The sequence below is a fragment of the Acetobacter sp. KSO5 genome (genome assembly GCF_044094635.1).
Classification (GTDB): Bacteria; Pseudomonadota; Alphaproteobacteria; order Acetobacterales; family Acetobacteraceae; genus Acetobacter; species Acetobacter cerevisiae.
Map to the genome: position 1 here is coordinate 1,067,125 of NZ_CP172014.1, position 26,183 is coordinate 1,093,307.

Here is a 26,183-nt window from a genome sequence, read left to right on the forward strand (position 1 = left end):
TGTGTGCAACAGCTTGTGGAAACTGTTTTCAAAAACACCCCTGTTTTGAGGGGAATCAGCGTGTCAGGCGTGTGACATAAGTCACACACCGTTAAGTATTGTCAGACCAGCGTTGCTTCAAACGGAGGTCTGAAGTCCGGCGCTTCCACTTCCAGAACCCATAAATCCGGATCGTAGCGAAGTTGCCGGCCAATATAGGCCTGTGTGTCTTCGGGTGAGAGCGGGTTTTCTCCCGAGCCTTTAAGCCATGCGGCCTCACCTTCGGCTGTGCGGGTCTGGCTGAGGACCATGGCTGTGCCATCCCGCCCCAGCAGAACAACCAGAATCCCGCCAGCATCGGCATCACCCCGCCGGAGCATCATGGCAGATCGCCCATCCTGTCCGCACTGGCGGAGCAGGGCACGGGCCACAATATCGGAGCGCAGACGCAGGGTGGTCATTAGTGCGTGACCGAAGCGGCAGAGGCAGAGGCTGAAGCAGAGACAGACGCAGAATCTTCCGGCATGGCGGCAATGGCGGTCTTATACCATTTGGGATTTTGCAGCACGGCGCGGGCAACTTCCAGATCCCGGTCGCTCCCCAGTGCCGCCGGGCAGGCCTTGCGGATGGCCAGAATGCGCGAGACCGGCAGCGGGAAGCGGGCAAGACGGGAGGCCTCGACTGCTGGCTGATTCTCCAGCGTGCCTGCAGCAAGCTCATGCATCTGGCGTGTCATTTCCGTCTCCCCAAGGCTGGTGCAGAGCTGGGGCATGACGCCGAGGCCCTGCAGCGGCCAGTGGAGGGGCGCAATCACGCGGCTCCATGTCACAAACAGTTCGCCTTCATCCGGCAGCTGCGCGACGGTTTGTACCAGTCCCTTGCCGAGCGTGGAACTGCCAATCACCACCGCGCGGCGATGGTCCGCGAGGGCAGCCGCCAGAATTTCCGCAGCACTGGCCGTGCGCCCATCCACCAGAATGGCAATGGGCAGGCCGTTGGTCATGTCGCCACCCTGCACGGCCCAGATATGGTTGGCCTGCTGGTCTCGCCCATCGGTTACGGCGGCAACACCCCGGTCCAGCAGCAGGGCCGCAGCCGTCACGGCCTGTTGCAGCACGCCGCCGCGGTTGCCGCGCAGGTCAATAATCAGCCCTTTAAGGGTGGGGTCCTGCGTCGCCTGATCGAGATACTGGCTCATCTCTTCCGCCGTATCGGAGGAGAAAGAGGTCACGCGCAGCACCACCAGCGGGCCGCTGGCAAAAGCAAACACGGTTTCCGGCGGCACTTTGGCGCGGTGCAGCACTACGGTATGGCCTCGCCGCTGCCCGGGAGAAAGCAGGCGCAGCGTAACGCGGGAGTCTTCTTCCCCCCGCAGCCAGCTGGTGACGGTTTCAACCGATTGCCCGGCTGTCAGCCTGTTGTTCACTGCCAGCAGCTTGTCACCCGGATCAACCGTGGCGGTCCAGGCAGGGCCGTTGGCGTTGACGGCGGAGATCACGATATCCCGCCCCTTGCGCGTCAGGCTGAGCCCGGCATCTGCCTCACCCCCCACACGGGCCTGACGGTCCGTGGTGGCGGAGGAGGGGCCGATATAGCGAGAGTACGGGTCCAGATGGTTAAATAGCTCATCAAAAAACGCCTGAACCAGATCTTCCCGGCTGGCATCCGCGACAGACTCGGAATGGGCGCGCGCTGCTGAGATAAAGTCCACGGCCAGTCTGGCCCAGTCTTCCGTATTGCCTGCGGCCGGGGCGGCCTGAGAGAGCAGACTGGTCTGCCCGGCCAGCAGGCGAATATCAGCACCACGTGTGTCAAGCGTGAGCATGGGGTCCAGCGCCGTCAGGCACCCCAGACCCCATAAGGTAAAGTCCCGGCTGGTGTGAGCCTCCAGCGTGCGGGGAGCCAGAAATTGCAGCGCCGTAGCAATCACCGAGTGGACCAGCCCCATATCGACGCTCGGTTTGTCCGGTTCCACAGCCTCCGGCGCGTCTGGCGTGGTGGCCGGAGGCACATCGACCTGGGCGGCAGCTTCTGCTTTGGCCGGGGTAGGCTGTGCGGCGTCGGGCTGGGATGAGGGAAGGCTGTCCGGGCCGGGCGTGGGGGAGTTGCTCTGCGCACGCAGGGGCACCGGCTGGGAGACCAGCAAGGTTGCGATGAGAATGCAGGGCAATGCACGGCGCAACGGCAGGGGGAACAGGCGGCGGGCCGTACTAGCTGGCATGGCGTAGGGGGGCCGGAGCCAGAGTCAGTGTGCCCTGGGCTGGATGGGTTGCTGTCAGGACGACAGGCAGCAGGCCGCTGTTCAGGAAACGGGTTCCTGAACTGAGGTCTGAGCGCATAGGTAGCGAGTCGTCATGCATCCCTGAGTCATCCGGCAAGGCGAGAAACGAAAGGAAAGACGGAGTTCCTGTTTTCGTCAATGTCACGGCAATGCCTGAGCGTGTTGCGGCCGTGACATGAGCTTGGAGAGTGTGCCCGATAAAGGGGGTCAGAAAAATGGCAGCAAGTCTGTCCTGACAGGTCTGAACGGCAGAGGCGGCCCGGCGTTCCGTCAGTTGCAGATGTTCTGCCAGGGCAGGCAGGTCTGATCTGTCCGGCTGGAGGGACGCTGCAATGCGTGCGTCCCGCTCAAGGGTGGCCAGCAGGGCGCGGTGCGTCACAAGGTCTGCATAGCGGCGGATGGGGCTGGTGAAATGCGCGTAATGCTCCAGCGCCAACCCATAGTGGCGCCCGGGTGAAGCCGCATAACGCGCCTGCATGCGGGGCGGCAGACGCGGGCCGCCTGTGCGTTCGCTGGAGGATGCCGGTGGGGCCGGATGCACGCGGAACAGTCCCGCCGCGTTGTGTCGCATCAGCTCGTCCGCTGCAAAACGGTTGGCGGCAATCATGAACGACGCCACCAGATCATGCGCGGGCTGGCGTTCCCTCAGGCTGAACTCTGCGGGCTGACCGGCTTCATCCAGCGTGACGCGATACTCTTCTTCCGGCTGGCTCAGAACGCCACGGGCGGCGGCATCGGCCTGCAACGCCAGAGCCGCGGCCTGTAATGTCAGGATGAGGTTGGGCGGCAGAGCCGAGAGGTCGGGGTTCGGGGCAAGAGCCGGGCTGCTGTTGAAGTCGGGGTGTGGACTGGCCGTTTGATCTGGCGTGGGGGCGTTTTCCAGTGCCTGCTGCACGTCCTGATAAGTCAGGCGGGCCGCGCTGCGCATAATTCCGCGCCCCAGTTTGCCGGAGCGGATCTGCCCGGTGGGCGTGATCTCAAGCTCGGTAAACAGGCACAGCCGGTCTTCCCCCGGTTTGAGGGAGCAGACCCCGGCGGAAAGGGCCGGCGGGAGCATGGGCACCACACGGCCCGGCAGATAGACCGAGTTGCCCCGTTTTCTGGCCTCGGCATCGAGCGCAGAGCCCGGCGCGACATAATGCGCAACATCAGCAATGGCGATAATCAGCCGGAACCCATCCGTCGTCCGTTCCGCCCAAATGGCATCGTCAAAATCCTCCGCTGTGGCGTCATCAATGGTGACGAGCAGGAGGGAGCGCAGGTCAGTGCGTCTTTCGGCGGACGCTGCGGAGGGAGCCGCAGGGGATTCTGGTCGTGAAGGTGGCTGAGCAACCCGGCACGCTTCTTCTTCCACCTCTGCGGGAAATTTCGTCGGGATGGTGTGCGTGAGAAGACTCAGGGTGGCGGGCATGCCCGGTGCGGTGGCTGGCCCCAGAATGGCGTGAATACGGGCTTGCGGGGGCTGTCCATCCTGCGTGGGGAGGAGGTCCGCCAGCACAACATCGCCGGGTGTTGTGCGAGGGGAGGCGGTATCCGGCACGACATCCAGAGATCGGGTGAGCCTGCGGTCACAGGGGATTAACTGGTCCGGCTTTCCTTCAGACGGTGGGTGCGCCTCACGGGCTAGACGCGCAGGCTGAAAGACGGCGGCAATCTGGCGAGAGGCTGTGGAGAGCAGGCGGATCGGGCGGCCTTCACGCCGGGTGCGGCCTGTTGCAGGGCGCAGGCGGAGGATCAGCTCATCACCGGGGATGAGCAGGTTTCCGTCCAGATGCGGTGTGACGAGGGCAACCGTGCTGCCGCGTGGGTCATCCGGCAGATGGGCCAGCGGCAGGCCGTCGCGCCCCATGCGGGTGATGATGGCGCGGGCCGTTTCCGGCAGGCCGGTTACGCCCTTCAGTCTGCCGGGGGGCAGCAGGGCGAGATCTCCCGCAACCGCCATGGCGTGCAGATGCGTCCGCAGGGCGGCTTTCAGGTGCGTGGGAAGGCCAAAGGCCCGCAGGATATCCGGTGGAGAGACGGGGATGCGGTCTGCTTCCAGAAAAGTCCGGAGGGCCGCAGGGTCAGGCAGAGCTGCGGCCCCCGATCTTTTCTGCACGGGTCAGTCCGCCTTTTTCTTCCGTGTGGCGGGCTTTTTGGCCGGAGCCTCAGCTCCATCTTCTGCCGTGGTTTTCTTGGCCGCCGTTTTACGGGTGGTCGTTTTTTTCGCAGCCGTTGTGGTCTTGCTGGCAGCCTTTTTGGTGGCTGTTTTTGGCTCGGCCTTGGTTGCAGTCTTTTTGGCGGCAGTCTTGGTCGTGGTTTTCTTTTTGGCCCCGGCTTTGGCTTTCAGGGGTTTGCCCTTTTCAGCCAGCAGCGCCACCGCCTCATCCAGCGTGACCTCGTTCATATCCGTGCCACGCGGCAGGGTGGCGACCATATTGCCATGCTGCGCATAGGGACCAAAGCGGCCCTTGCGGATCATAACCGGTTCACCATCCTTGGGGTGCACGCCCATGTTGCGGATGGAGGCCAGCTTTTTGGCCAGCGCATCCACAGCGCGGTTCAGCCCGATGGTCAGAACGTCGTCGTCCTTATCGAGAGAGCCGTAGATCGCGCCCATTTTCACGTAGGGGCCAAAGCGACCCAGACCCGCTTCAATCGGCTCACCGCTTTCCGGGTGCAGGCCGACAAGGCGCGGGAGGGAGAGCAGGCCTACAGCCTGATCCAGCGTGATAGCTTCCCCATCCATGCCTTTGGGAAGCGAGGCACGTTTGGGTTTGGCTTTCTTATCCGCCGGGTCCGGTTCGCCCTGCTGCACATACAGGCCATACGGGCCCTGACGCACGGTGATGTCCTCACCCGTATCCGGATGCTGACCCAGTACGCGCATGCCGTCTTTCAGGGCTGCGCCATCGCCATCTTCCGCGCTGTCGGAGGACAGGCGGCGGGTGAAGGAACATTCCGGATAATTGGAGCAGCCAATAAAGGCCCCGTAACGGCCCAGCTTGAGGCCGAGACGCCCCGTGCCGCAGGCGGTGCAGTGGCGCGGGTCAGACCCGTCCTCACGCGGCGGGAAGAAGAAGGGCCCAAGATCCTTATCGAGTGCGTTCAGCACGTCGGTAATGGTCAGATCCTTGGTGTCCGACACCGCTTTGGAGAACGCATCCCAGAAGTTGGCCAGAACGTGTTTCCACTCGGCCCGGCCATCGGAAATATCGTCCAGCAGCTCTTCAAGGCTGGCGGTAAAGGTGGTGTCCACATACCGCTCAAAGAACGAGACGAGGAATGCTGTGACCAGACGCCCGCGTGCTTCGGGGATGAAGCGGCGGTTTTCCAGCGTGACGTAATTGCGGTCCCGCAGCACGGTCAGAATAGAGGCGTAGGTGGAAGGACGACCAATGCCGATTTCTTCCATCTTTTTGACCAGAGACGCTTCCGAGAAGCGCGGCGGCGGCTGCGTGAAGTGCTGGTCCGCCGCAACGCTTTCGCGCTTCAGCGGGTCCTTTTCCTTCATGGGCGGCAGCATGCGGGAGTCATCATCCGCAGGCTTGTCGCTATCATCCCGACCTTCGGTGTAGAGGCGCAGGAAGCCGTCAAAGGTAATGATGGAGCCGTTGGCGCGCAGCACCGTCTTGCCGGACGGGCCGGCGATATCGACGGCAACCTGATCAAGCGCTGCGGATTCCATCTGGCTGGCGACAGCACGCTTCCAGATCAGTTCATACAGGCGGCGCTGTTCCGGGGTGAGGTGCGAGGCCACGGAAGAAGGCGTGCGGAACACATCCGTCGGGCGGATGGCTTCATGCGCTTCCTGCGCGTTCTTGGCTTTGGAGCTGTAGAAACGCGGCTGGGCGGGGACATACTCCTCGCCAATATGTTTACCGATATGGCCGCGTATAGCGAACATGGCCTCTTTGGCCATCTGCACGCCGTCGGTTCGCATATAGGTGATCAGACCGACGGTCTCGCCGCCCAGATCAATGCCTTCATAAAGCTGCTGCGCCGTCCGCATGGTGACCTGCGCGCCCATGCCCAGCTTGCGGGAGGCTTCCTGCTGCAAGGTAGACGTGGTGAAGGGCGGCTGCGGGTTACGGCGAACCTTGCGGCGTTCGACCGACTGAACGGACAGGTTTTCCGCTTCCACTGCCTTTTTGGCAGCGGCAGCCTGTTCCTCGTTGCTCAGATCAAACTGGTCGAGCTTTTTGCCATCCAGATGCGTAAGGCGAGCGGTAAACGGCGCGCCAGCCGGTGTGGCAAGGGCTGCCTGCACCGTCCAGTATTCACGCGGTTTGAAGACCTCAATCTCGGCTTCCCGCTCACAGATCAGCCGCAGGGCGACGGACTGCACACGGCCCGCACTGCGGGAGCCGGGCAGCTTGCGCCACAGAACCGGGGAGAGCGTGAACCCTACCAGATAATCCAGCGCACGGCGGGCCAGATACGCCTCAATCAGCGGCATATCGAGGTCACGCGGGTGGGCCATGGCGGTTTTGATGGCGCTTTTGGTGATCTCGTTGAAGGTGACGCGCTGGACGTCTACCCCCTTCAGCGCTTTCTTTTCTTCCAGCATGGCGCGGACGTGCCAGGAAATTGCTTCCCCTTCACGATCCGGGTCAGTGGCGAGATAGAGCGTTTTGGCGCCTTTCAGAGCCTTGATGATGGCGGCAACCTGTTTGTTGCCCCGCTCATCGGCCTGCCAGGACATGGCAAAATCTTCGTCCGGGCGCACGGAGCCATCCTTGGGCGGGAGGTCCCGCACATGCCCAAAGGAGGCCAGCACCGTATAGTTATCGCCCAGATATTTGTTGATCGTTTTCGCCTTTGCGGGCGATTCGACCACCACAACGTCAGTCATACTCTCTCCGACCTGCCGGAAGCAGCACCTAGATCAGCCGTTTTTGCCATGACTGGCGGCACGAACAACACGCCCACCGGGGAGTGAGTCCAGACAGCCAGAAAGCTCAAGTTCCGTGAGCACGGTCAAGACGGCGGAAGCTGAGAACTGGCAGCGCCTAACCAGATCGTCAACCGCTATGGGCGTAAAGGAGAGCAGATCAAGCACTTTTTCCCGCACGGTCTCACACGTTTCTGCGAGGGGCGGGGGTGGTTTTGTTGTGACAGAAGGGGAACTGGGGACGGACGAGGCGGAGGGACTGGAAACACGCTGCAACGGCGGCAGAGCGCCAGTTTGCGGGTCTCCCGTGGCTCTGCCGGATGCGAGCTGTGTGGCTCTGGCGGCGTTCGCTTTTTCTTCTGTTTCAGGCGCATCTGAAATGCTGAGTGAAAAAGAGTGTGGCGGAGTCCGCGGGCGGTCCGGAACGGTCTGCAAACGCGGGGCTTGCGGGAAAAGTGATGGGGATGAGACGGTGCGCAAGGGTTCCGGGAACATCACTGGTGGCAGGTGCGGCAGGATGTCGGCGACGGTCTCTGTCAGCACCGCGCCGTTGCGCAGCAGGTCATTACTGCCCCGGCAGCGCGGGTCCAGCGGGGAACCGGGGACGGCGAAGAGTTCCCGCCCATACTCGCCCACCAGTCGGGCGGTAATGAGCGAGCCGGATTTAGGGGCGGCTTCCACCACAACACAGCCAAGCGTCATCCCGGCAATCAGCCGGTTGCGGCGCGGAAAATGGCGGTTGAGCGGCGCCGTCCCGAGCGGCGCTTCCGTCACCACAGCTCCTTTTTCCGCGATTTCGGCTTGCAGATGAGCGTTCTGGAGCGGGTAGGGTTTGTCCAGTCCCCCGGCAATGGCGGCCACCGTCAGGCCTTGCCGGTGTAGGGCGCCTTTATGGGCGGCGGTATCAATCCCGCGTGCCAGACCGGAGACGACCGACACACCGGCTTCCACCAGTTCCGTCGCCAGATTTTCCGCCAGTCGCAGGCCGGAGGACGATGCATTACGTGCGCCAATCAGGCCGATGCCGGGTTTGCTGAGGGCGGCGATATCTCCCAGCACGCTCAGAACAGGCGGGGCGTCGGGGATTTCTTTCAGAAGGAAGGGGTAATCGGCATCCAGCAGCGTGAGGATGCGGCCTCCCATGTGCAAGGTGGCTTCAATTTCCCGCAGAATACTATCTTGTGAGGGGATAACCAGCGGCACCCGCCCGCGCTGGGGCAGGCGGGGTAAGGCCTCAAGCGCGGCCTCGGCTGTGTGATACTGGCTGAGCAGCCGCCGCCATGTGCGTGGCCCCACAGACTCGGTGCGGGCCAGACGCAGGCAGGCGACAAGCGTGTTCATTTTTGTTTGGGAGGAACCCGGGGTTCGGTGCCGTTGAGGATGCGGCCAATATTCGCACTATGTCGCATGAGCACCAGCAAGCTGATAAGCAGCACGGCCATAGGCTTGCCGGACGCCTGAAAACTGAACCCGTAAAGAGCCAGCGTAACAAACGGCATGATGATGAAAGCCGCCAGCGCCCCGGCGGAGGAAATGCGGGTCAGCTTGGCGACACCCAGCCATGCCGCGCAGCCGATCAGCCCCGTAATGGGGGAAAGGGCCAGCAGCGCACCAAGCCCGGTGGCAACACCCTTACCGCCTTTAAAGCCGAGGAAGATCGGGTAGCAATGCCCGACCACGACAGCCAGCGCAGTGACGGCGAGAATCCGGTCTGAAAAGTCCGGCGGAGTCATGATCCACGCAATCATGACAGCCAGCGCGCCTTTGGCCGCATCCAGCCCCAGTGTGGCGGCGGCCAGATCTTTCCGGCCCGTGCGCAGCACATTGGTGGCCCCGATATTGCCGGAGCCAATTTTGCGCAGGTCGCCCACCCCGGCCACATTGGTCAGGATCAGGCCGAACGGCACACTGCCCAGCACGTATCCCATGAACGCCATGGCCGCGAGCAGCCACAGCGCATAGGAGGGGAGGTCGGACATCATGCTGCGGAGGCTCCGTAAACGCGGCGTCCGCCCTTCCAGGTGCCCAGCACACGGCCTTCCAGTGGTCGGCCATCAAAGGGGGTGTTCTGCGCACGGCCCGGCAGTTTGCCAGCCTGCACCAGCCAGCTCTGGTCCGGCGCAAACAGGCAGAGGTCTGCCGCAGCCCCCGTTGCCAGCGTGCCGCAGGCAGCACCCAGCAGTGCGGAGGGTTTATGCGTCAGCAGGGCAAGGGCCTGTGGCAGCGTGAGCGTGCCGTCATGCACTCGTGCCAGCGTGACACCCAGCAGCGTGACCATGCCTGTGCCGCCTGTGGCCGCCTGTGCAAACGGCAGGCGTTTATCATCGGCGTCACGCGGCAGGTGGTCGGACGCAATGGCGTCAATCGTGCCATCGGCCAGTGCCGCGCAGATGGCCAGACGGTCTTCTTCCGAGCGCAGCGGCGGAGAGAACTTGGCGTAGGTACGGAAGTCGCCAATCGCGTTTTCGTTCAGGTCGAAATAATGCGGTGCGGTGTCACACGTCACACGCAATCCGCGGGCCTTCGCCTGACGGATCAGTTCGACACCTTCCCCCGTGGAGACATGCCCAAAATGCAGACGGCCCCCGGTGAGTTCGGCCAGACGAATATCCCGCGCAATCATGATGGCTTCTGCCACGGGCGGAATGCCCGGCAGGCCCATGCGGGTTGCCAGTTCGCCTGCCGTGGCGCAGCCGGAGCCAGCCAGAGAGGGGTCTTCCGGGTGCTGCACAACCAGAGCGCCAAAGCCGCCCGCGTAGGACAGCGCCAGACGCATCAGGCGGGCAGGGTCAATAGCGCGGGCCCCATCGGTAAAGGCGACGGCCCCGGCTTCATGCAGCAGGCCGATTTCCGCCAGTTCCTGCCCTTTGCAGCCTTTGGTCAGCGCGCCATAGGGGAGGATGGTAATGGCCCCGGTTTCTTCCCCGCGGCCACGCAGCAGGCGGACCAGTGCGGGGTTATCAATGGCGGGTTCACAGGTGGGCAGCACGGCAATGGTGGTGATGCCCCCAGCGGAGGCCGCGCGGGCCGCGGAGGCGATGGTCTCACGATATTCGTGGCCCGGTTCACCAATTTCCACGCGCATATCGACAAGCCCGGGGCACAGAACAGCGCCCTGACCGTCAATCACCTCAGCATTGTCCGGCGCACCTTCGGCTCCGGCTTTGTCCGTGCCGGCAATCTCGCCATTGCGCACCAGCAGACGGCCCGGCTGGTCCAGCCCGGAGGCGGGGTCTATCAGGCGGACATTGTCAAAAAGAAGAGTGCTCATGCGGAATGCCTGCTGCGGGTCAGCCGATCAAGCACGGCCATACGCACAGCCACGCCCATTTCGACCTGTTCCTGAATCACGCTCTGGTCGGAATCGGCCACCAGACTGTCAATTTCCACGCCCCGGTTCATCGGGCCGGGGTGCATGACCAGTGCGTCCTTGTTCGCCAGAGCCAGACGCCGCTGGTCCAGCCCGTAAAAGCGGAAATATTCGCGTGCACTAGGGATCATCCCGGACGACATGCGCTCACGTTGCAGGCGCAGCATCATCACCACATCCACGCCACGCAGGCCTTCTTCCATCGTATGGAAGACCTCAACGCCAAGGCTTTTAAAACCACCCGGCACGAGCGTTGGCGGGCCAACCACGCGCACCTTGCAGCCCATGGTGGTGAGCAGATGGATATCAGACCGCGCCACGCGGGAATGGGCGACATCCCCGCAAATAGCGACCGTCAGCCCCCCAAACCCGCCGCAATGGCGGCGGATGGTCAGGGCATCCAGCAGGGCCTGCGTGGGGTGTTCATGCGTGCCATCGCCCGCATTGACCACACACGCTTCCACCTTTTGCGCCAGCAGGGCAGGCGCACCGGACTGGGAGTGCCGCACCACCAGCAGGTCGGCCTGCATGGCGTTGAGTGTGGCCGCCGTATCCAGCAGGGTTTCCCCCTTGTTTACGGAGGACTGCGCCACGGACATGTTGATCACATCCGCACCCAGACGCTTGCCTGCCAGCTCAAAAGAGGTGCGGGTCCGGGTGCTGTCCTCAAAAAAGAGGTTAATCAGCGTCCGGCCCCGCAGCACGTCTCTTGGCACCTTGCGGGAGCGGTTGAGCAGAGCATAGCTTTCGGCCAGATCAAGCAGCGGCTCAATCTGGTCTGGCGTCATGCCTTGCAGACCGAGCAGATGCCGGGAGTGACGGCCGGGGAAGCTAGCCATGCAGAACAGCTCCGATGCGTGCGAGCGTTTCATCCTTACCCAGAGCCGCCAGCGTGGCATCAATCCCCGGGGAGGTGTTGGAGCCTGTCACCGCAGCGCGCACCGGCTGGGCAACCTGTCCGAGCTTGTGCTCGCCAGCTTCCGCAAAGCGGCGCAGGGCGGCATCAATGTTTTCCGGCGTGAAGTCTTCCACAGCAGCCAGTTCACGCGCCAGACCACCCAGAATGGTGCGGGCTTCCGGCGTGAGGATTTTTTCTGCCTTGGCATTGAAGCTCAGCGGCACGTGGCGGCCAAGGAAGGCAGCGCTGTCAGCCAGTTCCACCAGCGTGCGGGCGCGCTCCTTCAGGCCGGGCATCAGGGCCAGAACGCGGGCGCGGACGGTGTTATCCGTGCTCACACCCTCAACGGCTTTCAGGCGGTCCATCACGTCATTGGTCAGACGCTCATCATCAGCCTGACGCATCCAGACGGCGTTGATGTGCAGCAGCTTGGCGTAATCCATGCGGGAGGGGGAGCGGCCCACGCCGTCAAGATCGAACAGCTTGATCTGTTCTTCACGGGAGAGGATTTCCGCATCGCCGTGGCCCCAGCCCAGACGCAGCAGATAGTTGCACAGGGCTTCCGGCAGGTAGCCTTCATCCCGGAATTCCACAACGGACTGTGCGCCGTGACGTTTGGACAGCTTGGCACCATCCGGCCCGTGGATGAGCGGCAGATGGGCAAAGCGCGGCAGATCCCAGCCCATGGCCCGGTAGATCATGGCCTGACGGAAGGTGTTTGTCAGGTGGTCATCCCCGCGAATAACGTGGGTGATGTCCATGTCATGGTCATCCACCACCACGGCGTGCTGGTAGGTGGGGGTGCCGTCAGAGCGCAGAATGATCATGTCATCCAGCTCGGCATTGGCCACGCGGACTTCGCCCTGAACCAGATCTTCAATAACAGTTTCGCCCTCACGCGGGGCTTTGATGCGCACGGCATAAGGTGCGCCGGCAGGGGCTTCGGACGGGTCACGGTCGCGCCACATCCCGTTGTACCGGGGCGGCTTGCCGTTTGCCATTGCGTCTTCACGCATCTGCTTCAGCTCTTCAGGCGTGCAATAGCACTTGTAGGCCAGACCTTTTTCCAGCAGTTCCAGCGCCACTTGCGTGTGGCGGTCCTGCCGGGTGGACTGGAAGACAGGTTTTTCATCTGCCGTAATGCCCATCCAGGCCAGCCCGTCGAAAATAACATCGACAGCCTGTTGGGTGGACCGTTCACGGTCGGTATCCTCAATACGCAGGAGGAATTCGCCGCCGTGATGACGGGCAAAAAGAAAGTTGAACAGGGCCGCGCGGGCGTTGCCGATATGCAGCAGGCCGGTCGGACTCGGGGCAAAGCGTGTGCGGATCGTCGTCATGGGGCGCATCCTTATCACGCACACACGCGGGGAGCCATATGCCGTTGCTGACGGCTGCCCTTCTTGCTGAGCAACGGCGACTGGTGCTGTGGGCGCCGGTCGGCATGGCGCTGGGCGTGCTGGTTTATTTTCTTCTTCCGCAGGACCCGGGGGCTTTGTGGGGCGTGGGGCTACCTGCGGCGGGGCTGGCGCTGGGCCTTGGGGTTCTGGTTGCTGGCTGGCTGTCCCTCTGGGCGCGTCTGGCAGGCGGGGCCTGTGTGGCGGTGGCGCTGGGATTTGTATCGGCGTGGAGTGCGGCGCATCGCCAGCCGCCCCTGCCGGAGCTGCCGCGTCGGGCGGTTGTGGTGTCGGGCACGGTGCAGTCCGTTATGGTCCTGCCGCCGCGTGGCGCGGAAGATTCCGCCGGAGCGCGTCGGGTTGTGCTGGCCGGGGCCAGATTCGCAACGCCGCTTGACCACGACATGCGGCCTTTGCAGCGCACGCTCAGCATCACGCTCCGCCCGGATGATCCCGCGAGTCTGGCTCCCGGTGCGGCAGTGCAGGTGCGGGCCTTGCTGCGGCCTCCGCCGTTTCCGGCTTTTCCCGGTGGTCGGGATTTTCAGCGCGAGGCGTGGTTTGCCGGAAGTGCGGGTTCTGGTCGGGCGCTGGGGAAGGTGCAGCCGGTGGCGTGCTCAAATGAACAGTCGTTTCATGGCGGTCTGGTGGGGCAGAGTGGACGGCCCGATTCTGAGGCGCGCGCTGATGACAGGCGTATGGGCTTTGAGGCTGACGGGCAGGGCGATCTGGCGGCCTGTGTGGCGTCTCAACAAGGCTTGTCCATAAGGCTGGAGCCACTGCGGGAGCAGACTGACGCCCGGATCAGGCAGGTTCTGCCGGGGCCTGCGGGCGCGGTGGCCTCTACGGTGCTGACGGGTGAGGGCGCATCTGTGCCGCGAGACGTGCGCGAAGAGTTTGCCGCGTCTGGTCTGGCGCATCTGCTGGCGGTGGCCGGGTTGCATCTGGGCATTGTGCTGGGTGTGTTGATGGCCGTGTTCCGCATCAGTTTTTCCGCATGGATGTGGGCGGCGTTGCGCTGGCCGTGCAAGGAACTGTCTGCCCTGCTGGCGTTGCTGGGTGGTGCGGCCTATGTGGCGCTGACCGGCCTGCATTTGCCCGCGACCCGTAGCCTGATGATGGCGGCGGTTGTTGTGCTGGGTCTGGTGGCAGGGCGACGTGCGGTTTCCATGCGCGGGCTGGCGCTGGCGGCGACTGTTTTGCTTCTGGTCATGCCGCAGGAGCTTCTTGGTGCTGCCTTCCAGATGTCCTTTGCCGCCGTCATGGCGCTGATTGCGGGCTATGAAGTCGCACGCCCGCATCTTGCCCGGTTCCGGGAAGAAGGACGCGGTTTCCGGCGCTGGCTGACGTTGCATCTGGTCACCCTGACGTTGACCAGTCTTCTGGCGGGGCTTGCGACGCTGCCTGTCGTGATGGCGCATTTTGGAGAAGTGCAGCCGTTTTTTATTCTGGCTAATCTGATTGCGGTGCCGCTCATGGCTGTATGGATCATGCCGCTGGGCCTGCTGGCTCTGGTGCTGATGCCGCTGCATCTGGATGCCGTGCCATTGCATCTGATGGGCTGGGGCATTCAGGTTGTGCTGCATCTGGCTTACAGCATTGCGCACTGGCCCGCTGCCCGCATGCTTGTGCCGCATATGCCCGGATGGGGGCTGGCTGCTGTGTTGCTCGGGTTGTGCTGGCTGTGTCTGTGGCGACCGGTGTGGCGACTTGCTGGAGTGGTGCCGCTTCTGGCGGGAGTGTTCTCCCCGTTTTTTGTCACGCAGCCAGACCTGCTGATCAGTCCGGATGGGGGCCTGATGGCGGTGCGGGATGGGCGTGCGCTGCTGGTGGGTGGACAATCACGCGATGCGTTTCTGGTGCGCGCAGCCTGGCAGCAGGCTTTGGCATTGCCGCTGCAACCGTTCCCTGCGGAGGGTGAAGAAACGCCGGATGGCGCGCTGGCATGCGGGCAGGATGGTGTGCCGGATGTGTGCCTGCTCAGCCTGAAAGGGCGTTCCGTGCTGCTCAGGGTGCGGGATCGGTCCGATGGGGAGGCTCTGCTACCCGACTCGTTCTGTGCGGGGATGGATCTGGTTATCAGCGCTGCGCCTTTGCGCCAGTCCTGCCCCGGTGTGCGCAAACTGGATCGGTTCACGGCATGGCGGGAGGGCGCGCAGGCAATTTACCTGCGCCCGGATGCTGTGCAGGTGGTGTCAGATCGTGAGGTGCGGGGGGCGCGCCCGTGGGTGATGAAGCCCGGCGGCCACGGCATGCCCACGTTGCCGCTGGCCCCGGAGGAATAAGAGGCTGCTTTTAAGCAGGCTGATTTTCAAACGCATCCAGCACGCGGCTGGAATAGACCACGGCAGCCCCCGCGTTCAGCGCCACGGCGACGCCAAGGGCTTCTGCAATTTCTTCCTTTGTCGCTCCGGCTTTTTTGGCAGCGACGGTGTGGACGGAAATGCAGCCATCGCAGCGCGTGGTGACGGCCACGGCCAGCGCAATGAGTTCCCGTGTTTTGGCGTCCAGATGTTTGTGCTCAGCGGGCACGGTTTCCAGCGTTTGCAAGCCCTTCATCGTGTTGGGGGAAAGCTGCGCGAAAACCTTTGTGTTGGCACCCAGATGGGTGCGGTAGGCGTTCCAGTCCATAAGTCCTGCTCCTGCTTGGAAAAAGGGTCTCCAAGAGTGCCGCGGGCGGCCCGGAGTCTGTCACGACACAGTTACGAGAGCCTCTGACCCTTGCGGAAGGGCATATGTCCCCGCTATCCGCCTATAGTTATGACGTATATCAACAAGGACGAGGCCTCGTCTTTTAGCGGGCGCGGGCCTCTTGCTGTCTACCGGGAGCGTATTGCGTCCGGAGACCTGAAGAATGATCCGGATCAGGCCCGTGTGGTGGACCGGCTGGACCAGCTCTGGCACGAGCTGGCCACCATGCCGCCGCCGGCCCCTCCCGCTAAGGGCGGGCTGCTGGCGGGCCTTGCGCGCAGGCTGAAGCCACAGGCTCCGCCACCACGCCCGCGCGGGCTATATATTGTGGGGCGGGTTGGCCGTGGCAAAACCATGGTGATGGACCTGTTCTTCAGCTGTGCGCCCGTCAGGCAAAAGGAGCGCATCCACTTTCTGCGCTTCATGCAGGATGTGCATCAGAAACTGCACGACCTGAAAGCCGCCAACCCCGGCATGACGGACCCCATTCCGCCGCTGGCTGCGGCCATTGCTGCCCGCGCCCGGTTGCTGTGCTTTGATGAATTTCAGGTCAATGACATTGCCGACGCCATGATTCTCGGGCGGCTGTTCGAGGCCCTGTTTGCGCAGGGTGTGGTGATTGTCGCGACTTCTAACACCGAACCGGGTGAGTTGTTCCAGAACCGCCCCGGTGCGGATGCCTTCAAACCGTTTATCGCCATCATCCGGCGGGAGCTGGATACGGTGGAACTGGACTCCCAGCGGGATTACCGGCGCGGGCGGCAGCAGGACCGGGAGACATGGCTGGTTCCCGCAGATGCACAGGCGCGTGCCCGGCTGGACGCTATTTTCACCCGCTATGCGGAGGGCGAGAAGGCCGCCCCGGTCTCGCTGGAATTCAGTGGGCGCACGTTTGAGGTGGATCAGGCGGCGGGTTCCGTGGCCCGGTTCGATTTCAACTCTTTGTGTGGCACGCCGCGCGGGCCGAACGATTATCTGGCGCTGGCCAGACGCTTCCCCGTGCTGATTATCGACGGAATTCCCAGCATGGGGCAGGACGAGGCCAATCTCGCCCGGCGGTTTATTACCCTCGTAGATGCGCTATACGATAACGGAAACCTGCTTTTTGCCTCGGCAGAAGCGGCACCTGACCAACTTTTTACCACGGGTGAGGGATCTGACGCGTTTGCCCGTACCGCATCACGCCTCGCAGAGATGGGAAGTGAAAGCTGGCTGGCGCGTGGGGCGGCGGCTGCACAGGCCGCACATCGCCTCTCCACACCGTGACAGCTGGCTCTCTTGTCCCCGCTTCTGGCGCGGTCTAGCAAAATCATCAGAGCGGCTGAGGGCAGTAAGGTCTTCAGCCTCACGGAATTCAGACTATGCGGGCAGGGCACCCTGCAACGCCGCAGGGTGAGAGAAAAAATGAACCGGCTTACGTTCGGGACTAACACAACCGCTGGCTGCCAGAACGGGCTTGCCCGGCAGCAGGGAGGACTCTGATCATGGCAGCTTCAGACGTGCTGACAACCGCGCTTAACGGAGCGAATATCGCGTATCTGGCGGACCTGTATGCCCGCTGGGCGCAGGACCCCAAAAGCGTTGATCCTTCATTCGATACGCTTTTCGGCTCTCTGGATGATGATGAAGCCGCTGTGCTGAAAGACGCCGTGGGAGCCTCCTGGGCCCCGCGCCCGTCCATCATTACGGGTGAAGAGCCGGCAGCACCGGCCAAAGGTGTGGCAGGCAGCCCCGCAGGTGGGCTGGCCGCAACGGACAGTCTGGCCATTGCCCGGCTGATCCGCGCCTTTCGCGTTTACGGGCATCAGGAAGCCCGGCTGGACCCGCTGGGCCTGCATGAACCGCATGCAACCGCGGAACTGGACCCGGCTACGTATGGCTTTGCGCAGAAAGATCTGGGCCGCGAGGTCTTTATCGGCTCTCTGATGGCACCGCTGCTGAAAGGCCGCACCACTGCCAAAGTGAGCGAAGTGGTAGACGCGCTGCGGGCGGTCTATTGCGACACCATCGGCGCGGAATACATGTATGCCCGCAACGCCGAGCAGCGTGACTGGCTTCGCACCCGGCTGGAAGGCGATAAGTGGCGCGAGACGGTGACGGTGGATGAGCAGAAAGCCATCCTGAAAAACCTGACGGAAGCGGAAGGTTTTGAAAGCTTCTGCCAGAAACGCTATGTGGGCGCGAAACGCTTTGGTCTGGAAGGCGGGGAAATTTCCATCCCCTCCCTGCATGCCATTATTGATCAGGCCGCCGCACAGGGCGTGACCTCGGTCACCATCGGCATGGCGCATCGTGGGCGTCTGAACACGCTGGTGAACGTGGTTCGCAAACCGTATGTGGCCATTTTCAATGAATTTGCCGGTGGGTCTTTCAAACCGGATGACGTGGCTGGCTCGGGCGATGTGAAATATCACCTCGGTTCCTCTACGGATGTGGAAGTCAGCGGTAAGTCTGTGCATATCGCGCTGCAACCCAACCCGTCCCATCTGGAAGCGGTTGACCCGGTGGTGTGCGGTAAGGTGCGCGCCATTCAGGATGATGCGGGCGATACGGAAACCCGCACCGGCCATATGGGTGTAATTATCCACGGTGACGCCGCGTTTGCTGGGCAGGGGCTGGTGTATGAAACCCTCTCCATGTCTCAGCTTCCCGGTTACCGCACGGGTGGCACCATCCATATGGTGGTGAACAATCAGGTGGGCTTTACCACCGACCCGAAAAACGGGCATTCCGGCATTTACGGCACCGACGTTGCCAAATCCATTGAAGCCCCGGTGCTGCATGTGAACGGCGATGACGCCGAGGCGGTGATTTACGTCTCCCGTCTGGCAGAAGATTACCGGCAGGCTTTTGCCAGTGACATCGTGCTGGATATCGTCTGCTACCGTCGCCACGGGCACAATGAAACGGATGAACCCGCTTTCACGCAGCCGGTGATGTATAAAGCCATTGCGAACCATGAAACGCCGCACACGCTTTATTCAAAACGCCTTGTTGCCGCAGGTGTTGTGACGGAAGACGACGTGAAGGCCCAGTGGGATGCCTTCTTCCAGAAGCTGGATGAAGACTACAAGGCCGCGCAGTCCTACAAGGTGAACAAGGCTGACTGGCTGGAAGGAGGCTGGTCCGGGCTGATCGCCCCGACATCCGGCAAGGTGGACGCTGCTTATCCGGAAACAGGTGTGGCTGTTGAAACGCTCCAGAAAATCGGGGCGGCCATCACCAAGGTGCCGGATGATTTTGACCTCAATTCCAAAATTGCCCGTCAGCTTAAAGCAAAAGCCGGGATGTTCTCCTCAGGTGAAGGGTTTGACTGGGCAACCGGTGAGGCTATGGGCTTTGGCTCTCTGCTGGTGGAGCAGCATCGGGTGCGTCTCTCGGGTGAAGATTGCCAGCGCGGCACCTTCAGCCAGCGTCATGCGGTGCTGATTGACCAGACAAACCAGACGCCGTTTACACCGCTGAACCATATTGAAGACGATCAGGCCAAAATCGAAATCTGGAATTCCCATCTCTCGGAATATGGCGTGCTGGGCTTTGAGTATGGCTATTCCCTGCGCAACCCGAAAACGCTGGTGTTGTGGGAAGCGCAGTTTGGTGACTTTGCCAACTGTGCGCAGGTTATCATTGATCAGTTCATCGCCTCGGGGGAAACCAAGTGGCTGCGGATGTCTGGTCTGGTGATGCTGCTGCCGCATGGGTACGAAGGGCAGGGGCCGGAACATTCTTCCGCACGCCTTGAGCGGTATCTCCAGCTTTGCGCTGAAGACAATATGTTCGTGTGCAATATCACAACCCCGGCCAACTATTTCCATGCCCTGCGCCGCCAGTTGAAGCTGGATTATCGCAAGCCGCTGATCCTGATGGAGCCGAAATCTCTGCTGCGTCACAAGCTGGCGGTCTCTGCTCTGTCCGATTTCGGGCCGGGCACGCGCTTCCAGCCGGTTCTGGCGGATGTGAATGATGCGGAACTGGACGGCATGGCGTCGGATGCCAGCATCAAGCGCGTCGTTATCTGCTCTGGTAAGGTCTATTATGACCTGCTGGCAGCACGCCGGGAAAACAAGCTGAAAGATGTGGCGATCCTGCGTCTGGAACAACTCTACCCGTTCCCGGAAGCAGCCCTCGCGGCCGAACTGAAGCGTTATCCTGAAGCCGAAGTGATCTGGTGTCAGGAAGAAACGGAAAATGGCGGAGCCTGGCATTTTGTGGATCGTCGGATTGAGGGCGCCTTGCAGGCCGCACAGCATAAGGCGGGTCGCCCGCGTTATGTAGGCCGTGCCGCAGCGGCCAGCCCGGCCACAGGTCTGGCGCGCATCCATGCGGCAGAACAGGCGAACCTTGTGGAAAGGGCCTTGGGTTTGAAAAAAACGGACTGAAAGCAGACCATCTGAAAAGACCGCCTGCCGCAATAACGGCAGGCATGCCAGCCCGGCAGATTTGAAAAACAGAAGACTCTGCCGGGGAGTGTTTGAAGGAAATGGGGACATAGGATGTCAGTCGAAATCAAGGTGCCGACACTGGGTGAAAGCGTAACAACGGCTACGGTGGCCAAATGGCTGAAAAAAGCAGGGGACACCGTGGCGGCTGATGAGCCGATTGTTGAGCTGGAAACCGACAAGGTGAGTGTGGAAGTTCCGGCACCGCAGGCTGGTGTACTGGGCACGGAAGTGGCGAAGGTAGGGGATGAAGTGGAAGTTGGCGCGCTGCTGACGACGCTGGAACCCGGTGCCGCTGGCGCAGCGAAGCCCGCAGCCAAAGCCGCTCCGGCTGAAAAGAAGGCCGCCCCGGCTGCCTCCGCTCCCGCAGCACCTGCGCCTGCACCTAAAGCCGCCCCGGCCTCTGCTCCGGCAGTGGACGCTGCTGCGGCTCTGCCTGCTGCCCGCAAGATGATGGCGGAAAACGGCCTGAGCGCAGGACAGCTTGGTGCTGGCACCGGCAAGGACGGACGGATTACCAAAGGCGATGTTCTGGGCTTCCTCTCCCAGCCGCCGGTGGCTCAGGCTCCCGCAGCCCCCAAACCGGCCCGCAATGATGACCCGCGTGAAGAACGCGTGAAGATGACGCGCCTGCGCCGCACCATTGCCCGCCGCCTGAAAGATGCGCAGAACACCGCGGCTATTCTGACGACCTTTAACGAGGTTGACCTTTCCGAAGCTATGGCGCTGCGGAAGGAATATCAGGACGCATTTGTGAAAAAGCATGGTGTGAAGCTGGGCTTTATGTCCATTTTTTCCCGCGCTGTGATTGCCGCCCTGAAGGAATTCCCGGCGATTAACGCTGAAATTGACGGCGATGACGTGATTTATCGCGACTTCGTCAATCTCGGTATTGCCGTGGGTGGCCCGAACGGGCTGGTCGTGCCGGTTATTAAAAATGCCGACAAGCTGGGCTATGCCGAAATTGAAAAAACCATTGCAGGCTTCGGCAAAGCTGCGCGTGAAGGCACGTTGAAGATTGATGATCTGGCCGGTGGCACGTTCTCCATCACCAATGGCGGGATCTACGGGTCTCTGCTGTCCACGCCTATTCTGAATGCACCGCAGTCCGGTATTCTGGGCATGCACGCCATTCAGGAACGCCCGGTGGCAGTGAATGGTCAGGTGGTGATCCGCCCGATGATGTATACCGCGCTGTCTTATGATCATCGCATTGTGGACGGGAAGGAGGCGGTCAGCTTCCTCGTCCGCATCAAGCAGAATGTGGAAGACCCGCGTCGTCTTCTGATTGACGTCTGAGACTGCTCAGGGCTGGCCGAAACATAGTCGGCCAGCCTTTTTCTTTTTCTGACCCCTGAATGCGAACGAGAGCGAAGCCATGCCGATTGAAATCAAAGTTCCGTCCCTTGGAGAAAGTGTCACCACCGCCACCGTGGGGAAATGGCTGAAGCAGCCGGGCGATGCCGTAAAAACGGATGAGCCGGTTGTGGAGCTGGAAACGGACAAGGTGAGCGTGGAAGTACCCGCTCCGGCGGATGGTCGGCTGGCTGCGCACGCGGTTGCAGAAGGGGATGAAGTGGACGTGGGTGCCGTGCTGGCAACACTGGAGCAGGGGGCTGCTGGTGCGTCTGCACCCGCCAAGGCGGCTCCGGCGGCAGCAAAAGCGGACAAGCCTGCTGCTCAGCCCGCAGCAGCCAAACCCGCAGCGGCGCAGGCAGAAGCTCCTGCCGAAACAGATTACGATGTGCTGGTGATTGGCGCGGGCCCCGGTGGCTATGTGTGCGCCATTCGCGCTGCGCAGCTTGGCTTCAAAGTGGCCTGCGTGGAAAAACGCGCCACACTGGGCGGTACCTGTCTGAACGTGGGCTGTATCCCGTCCAAGGCACTCTTGCAGTCTTCTGAAAACTACCATGCTGCAGGCCATGATTTTGCAGCGCATGGTGTGGTGATTGACAGCGTGAAGCTGGATCTGGCTCGCATGCAGGCCCGCAAGGCCGATATTGTTGGTGCGAACGTGAAGGGTGTTGAATACCTCTTCAAGAAAAACGGCATCACCTGGCTGAAAGGCCACGGCAAGGTGGAAGGCACGGGCCGCATTACGGTGGATGGCAAGCCGGTTACGGCGAAGCACATCATCATTGCCAGCGGTAGTGACAGTGCCAACCTGCCGGGCATTGAGGTAGATGAAAAAACCATCGTCACCTCAACCGGTGCGCTGGAACTCTCTGAAGTTCCGAAGCGTCTGGTCGTCATTGGTGGCGGCGTGATTGGTCTGGAGTTGGGCAGCGTCTGGCAGCGTCTGGGTGCTGAGGTCACGGTCATTGAATATCTGAACCGTCTGGTGCCGGGCACGGATAACGAGGTTGCTTCGCAGTTCCAGAAGCTGCTGGTCAAGCAGGGCTTTAAGCTCAAGCTGGGCCATAAGGTCACCAAAGCCGAAAAAACCAAAAAAGGCGTGGTGCTAACGGTTGAGCCTGCTGCCGGTGGCGCTGCTGAAACGCTGGAAGCTGATATTGTGCTGCTGGCAGTCGGTCGCACCGCTGCCAGCAAAGGCATGGGGCTGGAAGAAGCCGGGATTGAGCTGGACAAGCGCGGCCGTGTGGTAACGGACGCTCACTTTGCCACCAACGTTCCGGGCATTTACGCCATTGGTGACGTGATTGCCGGACCGATGCTGGCGCACAAGGCTGAGGAAGAAGGCGTTGCTCTGGCCGAAATTCTGGCCGGGCAGGCTGGCCATGTGAATTACGATGCCATTCCGGGCGTGATTTACACCTGGCCGGAAGTGGCTTCCGTGGGCTTTACGGAAGAGCAGCTCAAGGAAAAAGGCACCGCTTACAAAATCGGCAAATTCCCCTTCATGGCCAATGGCCGTGCGCGGGCGCTGGGCATGACGGACGGATTCGTCAAAGTGCTGGCCTGTGAGAAAACAGACCGCGTTCTGGGTGTGCATATCATCGGCCCGTGTGCGGGTGAACTGATTGCCGAAGCCACCATGGCCATTGAGTTTGGTGCGTCCGCTGAGGATATCGGTCGGGTTTGCCATGCTCACCCCACACTGAGTGAAGCTGTGAAGGAAGCAGCTCTGGGTGCAGATAATCGCTCCATCAATATTTGACGATTTCCTTCCTGCGGGAAGGAATGCCATAATCTCTTTTGATAGTGATGCAGGAGAGACTTGGTATGTCAGGGGCAAGGTGTCCGACACTTCTTTTTATAGCCGGCAGCTTGCTCCTTGTGCCGGGACTGGCATACGCAGCGGGAACGGGGTCTTCCGATCCCGTTTCGTCGTCCGGGCAGACAAGCGGCCAGCCCGCACAGCCTGATCAGGAAGGGGCACCGTCCCCGACACTTACTCCGGCGGAGCCGGTGCTGAAGGAAGCGCCGCCCCTGCCGGAGATTCCGGTTCTGAATGAAGAGGATGCGCGGGCGGAAGCCACGCGTCTGAACAGTGCGTTCCGGCATGAAGTGCCTGTGGCGCTTAAAGTCTCATCCGCACAAAAAGCCGCATGGATTATGCTGGCGCAGGAGCAGATCCAGCAGGCATCTTTCCCGCTGGACCGCCCGCAGGTGGTGCTGGTGGTGGACCGGAACCCTGCCGTGCAGCGTATGTGCCTGATGCTGGCGCTGCCGGGGCAGTCAGACTGGCAGGTGATTGGCAGCACTAAGGTCTCCACCGGCACAACCGGGCGGAAATTCTATTACATCACCCCCACCGGCGTGTTTAACAATACGGCGGATATTCTCGGCTATCGCGCTCTGGGCACCAAGAACGAGAACGGCATTATGGGGAACGGCACCAAAGGCATGCGGGTGTGGGATTTCGGCTGGCAGTGGGCCGAAAAAGGCTGGCTGCCTGTACCGCGTGAAAAAGGGCAGATCCGGCTGGAAATGCACGCAACGGACCCGGTCTATCTGGAAAGCCGTCTGGGCCATGTGGCGTCCGAGGGCTGCATCCGTATTCCATCATCCCTGAATGTGTTTATCGACAAGCACGGGCTGATTGATGTGGAGGATGAGCAGATGGCGGTGATTGATAACCGCTTCCGCGCGCTGCTGCGGCCAGACCGTGTGGCGTCTCCGCTGGCAGGCTCCGCCGTGATTGTGGTGGACAGTGCCAACAGGCCTGATCTGGCGCATGTGAATATCAGCGAGAACAAGACTGCTGCGGCGCGTCATACGTCGCAAACGCATAGTTAAAGAGGGTGAGGCCGGGTTGCCCGGTCTTCCATAGAAAAAGGCGTGCGAGATTTCCCTCGCACGCCTTTTTTGTGTCCGTTTGGCTGTAAGACTTACAGACCAGCAGGAACCTTGCCGCCGTTGGCAGCCAGCTTGGCGCGGACTTCCTTGATCAGCCAGACGTTCATGCTGGCGGAATCATTGGTGTCACCCGTGTAGCCCAGTTCTGCAGCCAGCTTCTTGCGGGCATCCAGAGAACTGTCCAGACCCAGCAGCTTCAGCAGGTCAACGATGGACTCTTTCCAGTTAAGGTTCTGTCCGTTCTGGGCAGCCAGACCGGTCAGAACGGCATCAATGTCCACCGGGGCAGCCGGGGCAGCGGCAGCAGCAGCTTCCGGGGAAGCAGACGGTGCAGCTGCCTGCGTGGCCGGTGCGTCAGCCGGAGCGGCAGACGGCGTAGCCGCGTTGGCGTGGTGGAAAATGGTGGAGAGAATGGTGCCGAAAATGCTCATTCTAAAAGTCCTTTCGCAGCAGATAACGCTCAGCTGCCAACACGAAAGCGTGCCCGCATACTGAATCATCTTCTTACAAACCATACACCAATAGGAATGGTTGCAAAGAAGTGTGATGAACGATTTGCATGTCTGGGAAGCATTCCCTGCCTGCCAGATGGGCAGAGCAGGGCAATGCGGGGGAGGAATGCAGCCGCCCGCTGGAAGAGCTGGGGCGGCTGCTTTGCTCCGGGGTCGTCTTAGTAGCGGTATTCTTCGTGCTTGAACGGGCCGTTGACCGGCACGTCAATATAGTCAGCCTGCTTCTGAGACATTTTGCTCAGCTGCGCGCCAACCTTGGCCAGGTGCAGGAAGGCCACTTTCTCGTCCAGCTTTTTGGGCAGGGTGTAGACTTTGGCTTCGTATTTGCCTTCCGGAGCTGTCCACAGTTCGATCTGCGCCAGCGTCTGGTTGGTGAAGGACGCAGACATCACGAAGGACGGGTGGCCCGTGGCGTTGCCCAGGTTCACCAGACGGCCTTCGGACAGGATGATCAGGCGCTTGCCATCGGGGAACACAACCTCGTCCACCTGCGGCTTGATGTTGTCCCACGTGAAGTTGCGCAGGGCACCGATCTGAATTTCAGAATCAAAGTGGCCGATGTTGCACACAATCGCGCGGTGCTTCATGGCGCGCATGTGGTCCAGCGTGATGACGTCCACGTTGCCGGTTGCGGTCACGAAGATGTCGCCACGGGGGGCGGCTTCTTCCATGGTCACAACTTCATAGCCTTCCATGGCGGCCTGCAGAGCGCAGATCGGGTCAACTTCCGTCACCAGCACGCGGCAACCTGCGTTGCGCAGGGAGGCAGCGGAGCCTTTGCCCACGTCACCATAACCCGCAACAACAGCAACCTTGCCGGCCATCATCACGTCCGTGCCACGGCGGATGGCGTCAACAAGGCTCTCACGGCAGCCATACAGGTTGTCGAACTTGGACTTGGTAACGCTGTCATTCACGTTGATGGCCGGAACCTTCAGCGTGCCTTTTTTCTGCATTTCCCACAGGCGATGCACACCCGTTGTGGTTTCTTCAGAAAGGCCCTTCACGTTCTTCAGCAGTTCCGGGAACTTGTCGTGCATCATAACGGTGAGGTCACCGCCATCATCCAGAATCATGTTCGGGGTCCAGCCATCGGGGCCCTGAATGGTCTGCTCAATGCACCAGTTGAATTCGTCTTCCGTCAGGCCTTTCCAGGCGAATACGGGGATGCCGGCAGCAGCAATAGCCGCAGCAGCCTGATCCTGCGTGGAGAAGATGTTGCAGGAAGACCAGCGCACCGTGGCACCCAGAGCAACCAGCGTTTCAATCAGAACAGCGGTCTGGATGGTCATGTGCAGGCAGCCCGCAATGCGTGCGCCCTTCAGCGGCTGGCTGGCACCGTATTCCTCGCGGAGCGCCATCAGGCCCGGCATTTCGCCTTCTGCGATGGAAATTTCTTTACGGCCCCACTCTGCGAGCGAGAGGTCCTTAACCTTGTAATCGGTCATGATTGTCCTGCTTCCTGATCAAAATCGAGGGTTTCTAT

The 26,183-nt window shown here is 61.6% G+C and carries 18 protein-coding genes; 6 read left to right on the plus strand and 12 right to left on the minus strand.

Translation table 11 applies throughout. From position 1 onward, the window contains the following. Window positions 1–101: 101 nt before the first annotated feature. From ACHQGU_RS04890 to gltX, 9 genes are read right to left on the minus strand one after another with little or no spacing between them, the layout of a single operon-like run. Entirely contained in the window at window positions 102–440 is a 339-nt protein-coding gene (locus ACHQGU_RS04890) for a DUF1491 family protein (protein ID WP_395496046.1), read from the minus strand. Continuing rightward, window positions 440–2,200, minus strand: coding sequence for a S41 family peptidase (locus ACHQGU_RS04895; protein WP_395496047.1), 1,761 nt, complete (start codon window positions 2,198–2,200; stop codon window positions 440–442). The genes ACHQGU_RS04890 and ACHQGU_RS04895 overlap by 1 nt, the downstream gene beginning before the upstream one ends. Further along, a complete protein-coding gene (locus tag ACHQGU_RS04900; protein ID WP_395496048.1) occupies window positions 2,190–4,358 on the minus strand; it encodes a ribonuclease R family protein in 2,169 nt (722 codons plus the stop codon). The genes ACHQGU_RS04895 and ACHQGU_RS04900 overlap by 11 nt, the downstream gene beginning before the upstream one ends. 3 nt (window positions 4,359–4,361) lie before the next feature. Next, the gene (gene topA, locus ACHQGU_RS04905; protein WP_062250588.1) at window positions 4,362–7,094 is read right to left on the minus strand and encodes a type I DNA topoisomerase; all 2,733 of its coding nucleotides are present in this window, start codon (window positions 7,092–7,094) and stop codon (window positions 4,362–4,364) included. 33 nt (window positions 7,095–7,127) lie between these two features. Further along, window positions 7,128–8,474 carry a DNA-processing protein DprA gene (gene dprA / locus ACHQGU_RS04910; protein ID WP_395496049.1) on the minus strand — a complete coding sequence of 449 codons (1,347 nt, stop codon included), beginning with the start codon at window positions 8,472–8,474 and terminating at the stop codon, window positions 7,128–7,130. Beyond that, window positions 8,471–9,112, minus strand: coding sequence for a glycerol-3-phosphate 1-O-acyltransferase PlsY (gene plsY / locus ACHQGU_RS04915; protein WP_043553204.1), 642 nt, complete (start codon window positions 9,110–9,112; stop codon window positions 8,471–8,473). The genes dprA and plsY overlap by 4 nt, the downstream gene beginning before the upstream one ends. Continuing rightward, entirely contained in the window at window positions 9,112–10,404 is a 1,293-nt protein-coding gene (locus ACHQGU_RS04920) for a dihydroorotase family protein (RefSeq protein ID WP_253554962.1), read from the minus strand. The genes plsY and ACHQGU_RS04920 overlap by 1 nt, the downstream gene beginning before the upstream one ends. Continuing rightward, window positions 10,401–11,342: an aspartate carbamoyltransferase catalytic subunit gene (locus ACHQGU_RS04925; protein WP_062250595.1), complete on the minus strand. Its 942-nt coding sequence runs from the start codon at window positions 11,340–11,342 to the stop codon at window positions 10,401–10,403. Before ACHQGU_RS04925 ends, ACHQGU_RS04920 begins: the two co-directional genes overlap by 4 nt. After that, window positions 11,335–12,741, minus strand: coding sequence for a glutamate--tRNA ligase (gene gltX, locus ACHQGU_RS04930; protein WP_395496050.1), 1,407 nt, complete (start codon window positions 12,739–12,741; stop codon window positions 11,335–11,337). Before gltX ends, ACHQGU_RS04925 begins: the two co-directional genes overlap by 8 nt. 38 nt (window positions 12,742–12,779) lie before the next feature. On the opposite strand from gltX, the gene ACHQGU_RS04935 reads away from it, so the two are divergent. Next, a complete protein-coding gene (locus tag ACHQGU_RS04935; RefSeq protein ID WP_395496051.1) occupies window positions 12,780–15,080 on the plus strand; it encodes a ComEC/Rec2 family competence protein in 2,301 nt (766 codons plus the stop codon). Between the two features lie 10 nt (window positions 15,081–15,090). On the opposite strand, the gene ACHQGU_RS04940 is transcribed toward ACHQGU_RS04935, so the two are convergent. Beyond that, window positions 15,091–15,426: a carboxymuconolactone decarboxylase family protein gene (locus tag ACHQGU_RS04940; protein ID WP_043552089.1), complete on the minus strand. Its 336-nt coding sequence runs from the start codon at window positions 15,424–15,426 to the stop codon at window positions 15,091–15,093. Between the two features lie 129 nt (window positions 15,427–15,555). On the opposite strand from ACHQGU_RS04940, the gene zapE reads away from it, so the two are divergent. The 5 genes from zapE to ACHQGU_RS04965 all read left to right on the plus strand — a co-directional run bounded on the left by zapE (window position 15,556) and on the right by ACHQGU_RS04965 (window position 24,125). Beyond that, complete coding sequence (zapE, locus tag ACHQGU_RS04945) at window positions 15,556–16,752, plus strand: cell division protein ZapE (protein ID WP_395496052.1); 1,197 nt, start codon at window positions 15,556–15,558, stop codon at window positions 16,750–16,752. Window positions 16,753–16,970: 218 nt separating this feature from the next. Next, entirely contained in the window at window positions 16,971–19,865 is a 2,895-nt protein-coding gene (locus ACHQGU_RS04950; RefSeq protein WP_395496053.1) for a 2-oxoglutarate dehydrogenase E1 component, read from the plus strand. 114 nt (window positions 19,866–19,979) lie between these two features. Next, window positions 19,980–21,224, plus strand: coding sequence for a 2-oxoglutarate dehydrogenase complex dihydrolipoyllysine-residue succinyltransferase (gene odhB, locus ACHQGU_RS04955; RefSeq protein WP_395496054.1), 1,245 nt, complete (start codon window positions 19,980–19,982; stop codon window positions 21,222–21,224). 79 nt (window positions 21,225–21,303) lie between these two features. Next, window positions 21,304–23,043 carry a dihydrolipoyl dehydrogenase gene (gene lpdA, locus ACHQGU_RS04960; protein ID WP_395496055.1) on the plus strand — a complete coding sequence of 580 codons (1,740 nt, stop codon included), beginning with the start codon at window positions 21,304–21,306 and terminating at the stop codon, window positions 23,041–23,043. A 65-nt stretch (window positions 23,044–23,108) separates the two neighbouring features. After that, window positions 23,109–24,125, plus strand: coding sequence for a L,D-transpeptidase (locus tag ACHQGU_RS04965; protein ID WP_395496056.1), 1,017 nt, complete (start codon window positions 23,109–23,111; stop codon window positions 24,123–24,125). A gap of 92 nt (window positions 24,126–24,217) precedes the next feature. On the opposite strand, the gene ACHQGU_RS04970 is transcribed toward ACHQGU_RS04965, so the two are convergent. Beyond that, window positions 24,218–24,616, minus strand: a complete 399-nt coding sequence (locus ACHQGU_RS04970; RefSeq protein WP_062140736.1) for a DUF3597 domain-containing protein — start codon at window positions 24,614–24,616, stop codon at window positions 24,218–24,220. 239 nt (window positions 24,617–24,855) lie between these two features. After that, on the minus strand, window positions 24,856–26,145 hold the full coding sequence (gene ahcY / locus ACHQGU_RS04975; RefSeq protein ID WP_062270927.1) for an adenosylhomocysteinase: 1,290 nt from the start codon (window positions 26,143–26,145) through the stop codon (window positions 24,856–24,858). Window positions 26,146–26,183 lie beyond the last annotated feature (38 nt).

Coding starts and splice junctions, on each gene's coding strand:
- dprA (WP_395496049.1), bottom strand. CDS start 8,474: ATGAACACGCTTGTCGCCTGCCTGCGTCTGGCCCGCACCGAGTCTGTG.
- ACHQGU_RS04935 (WP_395496051.1), top strand. CDS start 12,780: ATGCCGTTGCTGACGGCTGCCCTTCTTGCTGAGCAACGGCGACTGGTG.
- lpdA (WP_395496055.1), top strand. CDS start 21,304: ATGCCGATTGAAATCAAAGTTCCGTCCCTTGGAGAAAGTGTCACCACC.
- ACHQGU_RS04950 (WP_395496053.1), top strand. CDS start 16,971: ATGGCAGCTTCAGACGTGCTGACAACCGCGCTTAACGGAGCGAATATC.
- zapE (WP_395496052.1), top strand. CDS start 15,556: ATGACGTATATCAACAAGGACGAGGCCTCGTCTTTTAGCGGGCGCGGG.
- ACHQGU_RS04890 (WP_395496046.1), bottom strand. CDS start 440: ATGACCACCCTGCGTCTGCGCTCCGATATTGTGGCCCGTGCCCTGCTC.
- gltX (WP_395496050.1), bottom strand. CDS start 12,741: ATGACGACGATCCGCACACGCTTTGCCCCGAGTCCGACCGGCCTGCTG.
- ACHQGU_RS04895 (WP_395496047.1), bottom strand. CDS start 2,200: ATGCCAGCTAGTACGGCCCGCCGCCTGTTCCCCCTGCCGTTGCGCCGT.
- topA (WP_062250588.1), bottom strand. CDS start 7,094: ATGACTGACGTTGTGGTGGTCGAATCGCCCGCAAAGGCGAAAACGATC.
- ACHQGU_RS04925 (WP_062250595.1), bottom strand. CDS start 11,342: ATGGCTAGCTTCCCCGGCCGTCACTCCCGGCATCTGCTCGGTCTGCAA.
- ACHQGU_RS04965 (WP_395496056.1), top strand. CDS start 23,109: ATGTCAGGGGCAAGGTGTCCGACACTTCTTTTTATAGCCGGCAGCTTG.
- ACHQGU_RS04970 (WP_062140736.1), bottom strand. CDS start 24,616: ATGAGCATTTTCGGCACCATTCTCTCCACCATTTTCCACCACGCCAAC.
- plsY (WP_043553204.1), bottom strand. CDS start 9,112: ATGTCCGACCTCCCCTCCTATGCGCTGTGGCTGCTCGCGGCCATGGCG.
- odhB (WP_395496054.1), top strand. CDS start 19,980: ATGTCAGTCGAAATCAAGGTGCCGACACTGGGTGAAAGCGTAACAACG.
- ahcY (WP_062270927.1), bottom strand. CDS start 26,145: ATGACCGATTACAAGGTTAAGGACCTCTCGCTCGCAGAGTGGGGCCGT.
- ACHQGU_RS04920 (WP_253554962.1), bottom strand. CDS start 10,404: ATGAGCACTCTTCTTTTTGACAATGTCCGCCTGATAGACCCCGCCTCC.
- ACHQGU_RS04940 (WP_043552089.1), bottom strand. CDS start 15,426: ATGGACTGGAACGCCTACCGCACCCATCTGGGTGCCAACACAAAGGTT.